Source organism: Novosphingobium album (ex Liu et al. 2023) (assembly GCF_029076845.1).
Taxonomy (GTDB): domain Bacteria; phylum Pseudomonadota; class Alphaproteobacteria; order Sphingomonadales; family Sphingomonadaceae; genus Novosphingobium.
The window spans coordinates 142903-152289 of record NZ_JARESE010000070.1 but is presented as its reverse complement, the minus strand read 5'-3'; the positions used below and the strand labels follow the sequence as shown (position 1 = coordinate 152289).

Below are 9387 nucleotides of genomic sequence, written 5' to 3'. Positions count from 1 at the left end.
GCGCGGCCACCTATCGGCCATCAAAATTGACGCCGACCGGACTCCGTAATCGTCGCGCTACACTTCGGCATCCACCAGCTTGTCGACCACTTCGGCGGTCTGGATGGTGACGTCGCCCGAAAGCGCCGGCCCGCGATAGTTCGCGGTGGAATGGACGACCGCGCCGTGCTCGCCCGCCCAGCCCGAGAGGAAGTCCGTCACCCAGCTGCCCATCGAGGCGCCATAACCGTAAGCGCGCGGCATCCCGATGCGGCGCGCCCAGCGCGGGAACAGGTGCCCGCGCGAAGGGCCGAAATAGGCGCCGTCGGTCAGTTCCGGGTTGATCCTCATCATGTCCGGGTCGTTCTCGTAACCGGCCATCTCGCGCGTGAAGCCCAGCGCTTCCAGATCGTTCTTGCGCAAGTTCATCGTGCCCCAGGTGTTGACGATATAAGCGCGCCATTCGGTGGTGAAGCTGGCCACCGAATGGGGGCCGAACACGCGCTCGGGCAAGGCGTCGCCCACCGCCACGTCGTCCCACCAGCGTTCGCGGTGGCCCAGTTCGTGCAGCATCTGGATCCAGGTGAACTTGCGGTCTTCCAGCGCCTCGATCTCGTCGTCGGTCCAGACCGGCTCCTCGAACTCCTCGGTGTTGACCGTCTCGCCGCCGGCAGCCGCGCGATAGCGAATCGCGGTGGAACGCTGGCGGGCGATCAGTTCGCCCTTCTGGTTGTAGTAGTTGTTGTCGCCGCGCTGGAAGCAGGTGGGGCCAGCAAAGCCGGTGTTCTTGACCACATAGTCGAACACGGGATGCGCTCGTTCGAGATCACGTCGCCAGCCACCACGCGCGGGCCGAAGAACCACCATTCGTCGCCGCCGAACAGCAAGTGCGAATTGGGGATCAGGCCGACGCAGGCCGGGCCGGCGCCATGACCGTCATCGGTGGCGATCGGGAAGCTCTGCGGCGCGATCAGCCCGCCCCAGCGGCTGGCGGCGGCAAAGTCCGGGTCGTAATGCAGCAGGTTGGGATAGTGCATCGCGTGCACCCAGCGCCGGATGTCGTTGTTGCCGATCGGCTCGCGCAGCGGCGAGAAATCGAGCGGTTTGCCCAGGTACTGGTCGATGTCGGAAGTGTCGAGGGTGTCGGTCATGGCGAATGTCCAGTGCTGGTGCGGGGGCGATGGGGCGCGTTCAGGACGCGCGGGTTCAGTATTGCCGGGTTCCGGTCGCGTCGGATGCCTGGAAGACCGGGATGGCTTCCTGTGCGCGCATCATCACCAGCGGCAGCACGCGATCGGTCGATTCCTGGTAGCTGGCATAGAAGGGATGGCAATCGACCATGAAGGCCCACACCTTATCGCGCTCGGCGCCCGCAGGCTCGCGCCAGGTGCCGCGGAACGCCTGGGTGGCGACCTGGAATTCCACCGTCTCGCGTTCGCGCAAGTTGAGATACCAGTCCGGGTGATGGTCCGCGCCGCCCTTGGAGGCGCAGATCACCACTTCGCCGCCGATATCGGCATAGCACAGCGGCGTGATGAACACCCGGCCGCTGCGCCGGCCGATATACTTGACCAGGCAATGCGTCGCGAAGGCCCGCCCGCCCACGGCGGTGATGTCCATGATATGGCCCTTGGCGCCGCCCGAGTTCAGGTACATCTCGCGATGCTCGCCAACCCAGTCACGCCTGACGGCGCTGATCGCCGCCGCTGATTCGTTGCTCATCGGAAATCCCTCGTGGAGTTGCTCGGGGAGGAGTTGCTCGGGGCCGGCCGATCAATCGGCGTAGCGGACCTCGACATGGGTCGCCTCGCCGTTCGGCCCCATCGGCGAATCGTATTCGATCACCGAGCAGACCGGATTGGCGTGCGAGGCGAACAGGTTCTTCTCGTCCGCCATCGTCGCGGGCAGGCGTTCGGGATCGGCGATGATGCGCTGCGATCGCTCGAAATCCTCGCGGCTGTTCCACCAGATCTCCATGATGCAGTCATAGCCCGGATCATGCACCTCGCTCGTCACCGGGTTGGTTTCCGGCACCAGATAGCGGCGCACATAGCGCACCGCGTTGGGGATCGCAGGCGCGCGGCCGGTGCGCTTGGACAGCTGCGAATGCTGGTTCTCGTAATAATCGAGAAAAGCCTCGGCCGACATGTCCGGTCGCTTCTTGAAGAAGCAGATCTGCTTGAACATCGCGCGGCATCCTCTCTTTATCGGTTTCCGGGCTTATTGCGCCATGGCGGCCATGCGGTCTAATGCCGAGTTGGTTTAACTTCATGCAATTCGGTTATATCAGCGGCCATGGATCTTTCGCTCACCAAGCTGCGGCAACTGCTCACCGTCGCGCGCTGCGGCAGCTTCTCGCGCGCGGCGGTGGAACTCAACATCAGCCAGCCCGCGCTCAGCCGCAGCATCGCCGCGATCGAGCAGCGCTATGGCTTTCCCATCTTCAACCGGCTGGGCCACGGGATCGAGCCGACCTCGGCCGGCGCGCAAGTGATCGCCCAGGCGCAGCCGCTGCTTCAGAGCATGCATGTGTTCGACAACAACATGCGCCTGATGGGATCGGGCGAGGCCGGGCAACTGGCGCTGGGCATGACGCCTTTGCTCGCCAGCCAGCTCCTTGCCGCTTTCGCCGGCGATCTCTTCGGGCCGGCCAGCCAGGTGCAGCTACGCGTGCTGATCCGGCCCGGCGAGCACTTGCTGAGCGCGCTGAAGGACGATGCGATCGAGCTGTTCTTCTATCCCGAAAGCCACGTCACGGCGGCCGAGGAAGTGGATGTGGAGCCGGTGGGCCGGATCGTGCCGGCCTGCGTCGTCCGGGCCGGGCATCCGCTGGCCGCGCAGGTGCGCGTCACGCTGGCCGATCTGTCGCGCTTTCCCTGGGGCAGCTCGGTCGAGCCGCCGCACGAGCCCGAGCTGCCCGTTTCGGCGCGGCTGATCTGCGATAACTACCATGTCCTGCGCGAAGCGGTGCTGACCAGCGATCTGGTGTGCATCTGCTCGCGCGATTTCGTCGCGCCGCAACTGGCCGATGGCAGCTTGCGCGCGATCAGCGTAGAGGGAATGCCACTGCCGCCCGCGTCCATCCACATGGCGCGGCTGCGGGGCCGGATCCATTCGCCGCTGGCGCTGGTGGCGATCGGCTGGATCCGCCATGCGCTTGCGGCCGGGAAGCTGGCAAGCTGATCCGGCGAGGCCGGATCGGCACGGCGCCCCTCGCTCAATCCAGCACGGTCTTCCCGTTGGCCGGGTCCGAATGGAACTCGTGCCACACGCCGTTGATGATGCCGAAGCCGACCGCGAGGCCGACGCCGAGAATCCAGGTGAAATACCACATCGCGCGTCTCCTCAGTAAAAGTCGGGATTGAGGCGGACTTCCTCGCCCGTCACGCGCCCGAACATCACCTTGTAAGCCCAGGCGGTATAGATCAGCACGATCGGCAGCAGCACCACCGTGACCAGCAGCATGAGGAACAGCGTGCCCTGGCTGGACGAGGCGTTCCACGCGGTGAGGCTGGAGCCGGGGTCGATCGAGCTGGGCAGGATGAAGGGGAACATCGACAGGCCGACCGTGGCGATGATGCCCACGGTGGCCAGTGATGAGCCGGCGAAGACCAGCACGTCACGCCGCCCGCGAATGCCCAGGAAGGCGATGGCCGGCCCGATCAGGCCCAGCACCGGCGCCAGCAGCATCCACGGGTGGCGCCCATAGTTGTCCAGCCAAGCGCCAGGCGCGGCGACCGTTCCGGTGAGGTGCGGGTTCGACGGGCCCAAGGGATCGACCACGCCGGCGATGCGATAGCCGATGCCGCCCAGGGCCACGAACAGGCCGCCCGCCACGAACAGCACGATCGCCAGCAGGGCGGCGATCTGGCCCCACTTGCGCGCGCGGTCCAGCACCGGGCCGGGCTCCACCTTCAGGCTCAGCCAGCCCGCGCCGTGCAGCACCAGCATCGCCACCGAAAGCAGCCCGGTCAGCAGCGTGAAGGGGGTGAACAGGCCCAGCAAGCTGCCTTCGTAGAACGTGCGCAGATCGCTATCGAGGCGGAACGGCGCGCCGATCAAGACATTGCCCACCGCCACGCCGAACACCAGCGCCGGCACCAGCCCGCCGACGAACAGCGCCCAGTCCCAGCGCGCGCGCCACGCCGGATCGGGTTTCTTGGAACGGTACTTGAAGCCCACCGGCCGCAGGATCAGCGCCGCCAGCACGAGGAACATGGCGAGATAGAAGCCCGAAAAGCTGACCGCATAGACGAAAGGCCAGGCCGCGAAGATCGCGCCGCCGCCCAGGATGAACCACACCTGGTTGCCTTCCCAGGTGGCGCTGATGGCGTTGATCACCATGCGCCGCTCCTCGTCGGTGCGCGCGACGAAAGGCAGCAGCGCGGCGGTGCCGAGGTCGAACCCGTCGGTCAGCGCGAAGCCGATCAGCAGGACGCCGAGCAGCAGCCACCAGATGATGCGCAGGGTTTCGTAATCGAAGGGAACAGGCAGCATGATCCTTGTCCTTCCCGGGTCATTCGGCGGGGATTGCCATCGCGGCGGCGGGCGCGGCGGGCGTGTCGGGGGAGGGGCGCCACGGCGTGTAGGGTTCGGGCCCCTTGCGGATCGTCGCCAGCATCAGCCGCACCTCGATCACCGCCATCGCGCCGTAGATCATGGTGAAGCCGGCGATCGTCGTCCAGATCTGCGCCACGGTCAGGCTCGATGCGGCCAGGAACGTGGGCAGCACGCCATCGACCGCCCAGGGCTGGCGCCCCACTTCGGCGACGATCCAGCCCACTTCGGCCGCCAGCCAGGGCAGCGGGATGATCGCCACCGCCACGCGCAGGAACCAGCGCCGGTCGAACCGCCGGGCGGAAGAAAGGAAGAAGGCGAAGCCGAAGAAGGCGATGAAGAAGAAGCCCAGCCCCGCCATCACGCGAAACAGCCAGAACAGCGCGGGCACGTTGGGCACCGTGGTCCAGGCCGCGCGCTCGATCGTGGCGGCATCGGCGGTGCGCGGATCGGCGACGAAACGCTTGAGCAGCATGGCATAGCCCAGGTCGTCGCGGGAAAGCGCCCAGGCCTCGCGCGCGGCGATATCGTTGGGATCGGCCTTCAGCTTCTCGACCGCGTCGTATGCGACCAGGCCGTTGCGGATGCGCAGCTTGGCGTGCTCCACCAGCGGGACGATGCCGGTGACTTCGCCGGTCAGGCTGCGCGTGGCGATCAGGCCCAGCAGATAAGGCACCTTGATTTCCGCGCTGGTCTCCCGCCCCGAGTTGGACGGCAGCCCGAACAGCGCGAGGCCGGCGGGCGCGGGCTCGGTGTGCCACATGCCTTCCATCGCCGCGAGCTTCATCTGCTGCTGCTCGGTCAGGGTATAGCCGCTCTCGTCGCCCAGCACGACGACCGAGAGCGAGGAGGCAAGGCCGAAGGCGGCGGCGACGGTGAAGCTGCGCTTCGCCAGTTCGGTGAAGCGGCCGCGCAAGAGGTAGTACGAGGAGACGCCGAGCACGAAGACGCTGGCGGTGACATAGCCGGCGCTCACCGTATGGACGAACTTGGCCTGCGCCACCGGGTTGAACAGCACGTCCCAGAAGCTGGTCACTTCCATGCGCATCGTCTGCGGATTGAACGCCGCGCCCGCCGGATGCTGCATCCAGCCGTTGGCGATGAGGATCCACAGCGCCGAGAGGTTGGAGCCCAGCGCCACCATGAACGTGGTCAGCAAGTGCCCGCGTTTCGACAGGCGATCCCAGCCGAAGAACATCAGGCCCACGAACGTCGCTTCGAGGAAGAAGGCCATCAGCCCCTCGATCGCCAGCGGCGCGCCGAAGATGTCGCCGACATAGTGCGAATAGTACGACCAGTTGGTGCCGAACTCGAATTCCATGGTCAGGCCGGTGGCCACGCCCAGAACGAAGTTGATGCCGAACAGCTTGGCCCAGAACCGCGTGATGTCACGCCAGATCGGGCGATCGGTCATCACATAGACGCTTTCCATGATGACCAGCAGGAACGACAGGCCAAGCGTCAGCGGCACGAACAGGAAGTGATACAGCGCGGTCAGCGCAAACTGGAGCCGCGAAAGCTCCACCACGGCCATGTCGATCATCAATCACCTCCGGCGGGGGCAGTGCCCGACCATTCGACTCTTGCGTCGGGCCCGGTGAATTTCTAGCCCGCGCGCTACGCCTGTGCGAAACGGGTGTCAAGGACGACGATTACATGGTTTCCGAAAATTGAAATATAAGGCGGTCGGCCTGTTCTGGCTGCTCGATGTCGCGGGCGCGGCGCTGTTCGCCTGGGGCCTGGCCCTGGGCGTGGGCGGGCTGGTCTCGAGCGGGCGCGCCGGCGGGCTGGCGCTGGCCGCGCTGGTGGCGGGCGCGCTGTGCCGGGGCAGCGGGGTGGTGCTGGTGCATCGCCATGCCATCGCCGCCGCGCAGGCCGTGGCCGATGGCTGGCGCGCGCGCCTGCTGCGCCAGTTCCTCGGCGGTCGGATCGCGCGCCCGCTCACCGCTGGCGAGAGCGCGACTTACGCGATCGACCACGTCCGCGCGATCGAGGAGCATGGCGCGCGGTTCCAGCCGGCGCGGCTGCACGCCGCGCTGGGCCCGATCGCGGTGATCGGCCTTGTCGCGCCGGCAAGCTGGGTCTCGGCGCTGATCCTGCTGGCGACTTTCGTGCCGTTCCTGCTCGGCATGATCCTGGCCGGCAGCGCCGCGCGCCATGCCTCGGAACGACAGCTTGCGGCGCTTTCCGCGCTGTCCGGCCTGTTCGTCGATCGCATCCGTCACTTGCCGTTGATCCGCCACTTCGCCGCCGAGGAACGCGTCTCGCGGCAAGTGGCCGGTGCGACGCGCGAAGTCGCCGCGCGCACGGTGGCGGTGCTGCGCGCGGCATTCGTGTCCAACGCCGTGCTCGAATTCTTCGCGGCGATCGCGGTGGCGCTGGTCGCGGTCTATTGCGGCTTTTCGCTGCTGGGGCTGCTGCCCTTCGCTCCGCCCGAGACGCTGACGCTGGCGCCCGCCTTCTTTGCGCTGGCCATGGCGCCCGAATTCTACCTGCCGATGCGCCGGCTGGCCGCCGCCTATCACGAAAAGCAGATGGGGGAGGCGGCGCTGGGCGCCATTGCCGCAGTCCTGCCGCCGGAGGACGATGCGGCGGCCCCTGCCACGGCTGCGCGCTTCACCGGACTGGCGGTGCGCGATCTCGCGCTGGCATGGCCGGGGCTGGCGATCGGCCCGCTCACTTTCGCGATGTCAGAAAGCGATTTTGTCGTGCTGACCGGGCCCACCGGCAGTGGCAAGACCAGCACGCTGGCCGCCATCGCCGGGCAGATCGCGCTGGCGGGCGGCAGCGTGCGCGATGCGGCCGGCGGCCGGATCGCGCCCGAGTCGATCGCCTGGGCGGCCCAGCGCTGTCTGCTGCTGCCGGGCACGCTGGCGCACAACATCGCTATTGCCGCGCCAAAGGCCGCGCCGGAGGCGATTGCCGACGTGGCGCGCCGCGTCGGGCTCGGCCCGATGCTGGAACGGCGCGGCGGGCTGGACCTTGCCATCGACCATCGCGGTTCGGGCCTTTCGGGCGGTGAACGGCGGCGCATTGGCCTTGCCCGCGCCATCCTTTCGGGCCGGCCGCTGCTGCTGTGCGACGAGCCGACCGCCGATCTCGACGCCGTCAGCGCGGCCGGGATCGTGGCGCTGCTGCGCGATCTGGCGCGCGAGCGTTGCCTGCTGGTCGCCACGCACGATCCCCAGGTCATCGCCGCCGCCCGGCTGGAGATCGCGCTGTGACCGCGCCGCTCGACCTGCTGCGGCCCGGTGCCGCGATTCGCCGGCTGCTGCGGCTGGCGGCGCTCTCGGCCAGCACCGCCGCGCTCTCGGCGATCCTGCTGCTGGGCATCTCGGGCTGGTTCCTCACCGCCGCCGCGGCGGCCGGCACGGCCGGCGTGCTCGCGGTGCAGGCGTTCAACTACCTGATCCCCAGCGCGGCGATCCGGCTGCTGGCGATCCTGCGCACCGTTACGCGCTATGGCGAGCGCATCCTGTCGCACCGCGCCGCGCTCATGGCCATGGCCGATCTGCGCGGGCGGCTGTTCGCGCGGCTGGCGGCGCAGGACACGCGCGTGGCGCCCAACCTTTCGGCGGGCGATGCCAGCGGCCGGCTGATCGGCGATATCGACGCGCTGGAAGACCTCATCGTCCGCCAGCCGACGCGCCCGGCCAGCCTGATCGCCGCCCTGACCGGCGTGGGCCTGGCCGCGCTGGCCGGCTGGCTTGCCGCGCTGCTGCTGGCGGTGATGCTGGCCGCGCTGCCGTTCCTGCTGCGGGCACTGGCCGCGCGGCTGACGCGCGCGCCCGCGCATGAGGCGGCCGAGGCGCTGGGCGAACTGCGCCGCCGCTATATCGATTTCGCCGCCGCGCGTGCCGAGATCGCCGCTTATGGCCTGATCGACACGGTGCTCGCGGATCTGGCCGGGCCTGCCGCCCGGCTCGATCGCGCCCGCGCGCGCCTGTTCCGGGGCGAAGGGGCGATCGCCGGCTTCCTCGCCTGCTACGGCGCGCTGGCCGCCGCGGTGGTCATGGCGAGCGCGCGGGGCGAGCCGCCTTTCGTGGCGCTGGCGCTGCTCGCCGCGTCCTCGGCGGTCGAGGCGCTGGCGGCGATCTCACGCACCGCGTTCCGGCAGGCGAGTGTCGAGGAAGGCTTGCGCCGGCTCGCGGTGCTGCTCGACCTGCCGGGCGACCTGCGGACCGCGCCCGTGGTGGTGCCCGGTTCGGTGGCCTTGCGGTTCGGCCCGGTGGAGCTGGCGCCCGGCGGCCGCATCGCGCTGACCGGCGCTTCGGGATCGGGCAAGACCATGGTGCTCGAAGCGCTGGCCGGGCTGCGCGCGGGCGACTTGCCGATCGCGGTGGGCGGCACGCCGCTGGCGGGCTGCGACGCCGATGCCTTGCGCACGCGCTTCGCGCTGGCGCCGCAGGACGCGCCGATGCTCGCGGGCTCGATCGCCGACAACTTGCGGCTGGCGCGTCCGGGCGTGGATGAAGCGGCGATGTGGCACGCGCTGGAGACCGCCGCGCTGGCCGAGCGCGTCCGGCGCGCGCCGGCGGGGCTGGACACCGTGCTTGGCGAGGAAGGCGGCATCCTTTCGGGCGGCGAGCGCAAGCGCTTGTCGCTGGCCCGCGCGCTGCTGGCCGGGCGGCCCTGGCTGCTGCTCGACGAGCCGACCGAAGGGCTCGACGCCGCGACCGAGCGCGGCCTGGTCGCGAACCTGCGCGATTGGCTTGACCGGACCGGCACCGGGCTGGTGCTGGTCTCGCACCGCCCGCATCCCATGGTCCTGGCGCGCGAGAGGCTCGACGTGGCCGAACTGGTCCGGCTTTAGCGAGGTATACGACCGGCGGGAGGCTGTGACCACCCACC

8 protein-coding genes and 1 pseudogene are annotated in these 9387 nt (G+C 68.9%); 3 read left to right on the top strand and 6 right to left on the bottom strand.

Going from position 1 to position 9387, the window contains the following annotated elements:
- Positions 1–63: 63 nt before the first annotated feature.
- The 3 genes and pseudogenes from PYV00_RS20460 to PYV00_RS20450 all read right to left on the bottom strand — a co-directional run.
- Positions 64–1130 (bottom strand): annotated as a pseudogene (locus PYV00_RS20460) (FAS1-like dehydratase domain-containing protein); the annotation flags it as partial.
- 55 nt (positions 1131–1185) lie between these two features.
- Positions 1186–1701, bottom strand: coding sequence for a nitroreductase/quinone reductase family protein (locus PYV00_RS20455; RefSeq protein WP_275230170.1), 516 nt, complete (start codon positions 1699–1701; stop codon positions 1186–1188).
- Positions 1702–1752: 51 nt separating this feature from the next.
- Entirely contained in the window at positions 1753–2166 is a 414-nt protein-coding gene (locus PYV00_RS20450) for an EthD domain-containing protein (RefSeq protein WP_275230169.1), read from the bottom strand.
- Positions 2167–2274: 108 nt separating this feature from the next.
- On the opposite strand from PYV00_RS20450, the gene PYV00_RS20445 reads away from it, so the two are divergent.
- Positions 2275–3162, top strand: a complete 888-nt coding sequence (locus tag PYV00_RS20445; protein WP_275230168.1) for a LysR family transcriptional regulator — start codon at positions 2275–2277, stop codon at positions 3160–3162.
- 34 nt (positions 3163–3196) lie between these two features.
- Here the strand turns inward: PYV00_RS20445 and cydX are convergent, their stop codons facing one another.
- Genes cydX through PYV00_RS20430 form a run of 3 tightly spaced genes read right to left on the bottom strand, consistent with a single transcriptional unit; the run spans position 3197 to position 6076 of the window.
- Positions 3197–3313: a cytochrome bd-I oxidase subunit CydX gene (gene cydX / locus PYV00_RS20440; protein ID WP_275230167.1), complete on the bottom strand. Its 117-nt coding sequence runs from the start codon at positions 3311–3313 to the stop codon at positions 3197–3199.
- An 11-nt stretch (positions 3314–3324) separates the two neighbouring features.
- Positions 3325–4473: a cytochrome d ubiquinol oxidase subunit II gene (cydB, locus tag PYV00_RS20435; protein ID WP_428981663.1), complete on the bottom strand. Its 1149-nt coding sequence runs from the start codon at positions 4471–4473 to the stop codon at positions 3325–3327.
- Positions 4474–4495: 22 nt separating this feature from the next.
- Positions 4496–6076: a cytochrome ubiquinol oxidase subunit I gene (locus tag PYV00_RS20430; protein ID WP_275230176.1), complete on the bottom strand. Its 1581-nt coding sequence runs from the start codon at positions 6074–6076 to the stop codon at positions 4496–4498.
- A gap of 130 nt (positions 6077–6206) precedes the next feature.
- Between PYV00_RS20430 and PYV00_RS20425 the strand changes: the two genes are divergently transcribed.
- Together PYV00_RS20425 and PYV00_RS20420 are read left to right on the top strand one after the other, a co-directional pair.
- Positions 6207–7760: an ATP-binding cassette domain-containing protein gene (locus PYV00_RS20425; protein WP_275230165.1), complete on the top strand. Its 1554-nt coding sequence runs from the start codon at positions 6207–6209 to the stop codon at positions 7758–7760.
- The gene (locus PYV00_RS20420) at positions 7757–9349 is read left to right on the top strand and encodes an amino acid ABC transporter ATP-binding/permease protein (protein WP_275230164.1); all 1593 of its coding nucleotides are present in this window, start codon (positions 7757–7759) and stop codon (positions 9347–9349) included. The genes PYV00_RS20425 and PYV00_RS20420 overlap by 4 nt, the downstream gene beginning before the upstream one ends.
- Positions 9350–9387 lie beyond the last annotated feature (38 nt).

What these genes read in the sequence shown, in the direction of transcription:
- PYV00_RS20455 (WP_275230170.1), bottom strand. Translation starts at nt 1,701, where the DNA reads ATGAGCAACGAATCAGCGGCGGCGATCAGCGCCGTCAGGCGTGACTGG.
- PYV00_RS20450 (WP_275230169.1), bottom strand. Translation starts at nt 2,166, where the DNA reads ATGTTCAAGCAGATCTGCTTCTTCAAGAAGCGACCGGACATGTCGGCC.
- PYV00_RS20445 (WP_275230168.1), top strand. Translation starts at nt 2,275, where the DNA reads ATGGATCTTTCGCTCACCAAGCTGCGGCAACTGCTCACCGTCGCGCGC.
- cydX (WP_275230167.1), bottom strand. Translation starts at nt 3,313, where the DNA reads ATGTGGTATTTCACCTGGATTCTCGGCGTCGGCCTCGCGGTCGGCTTC.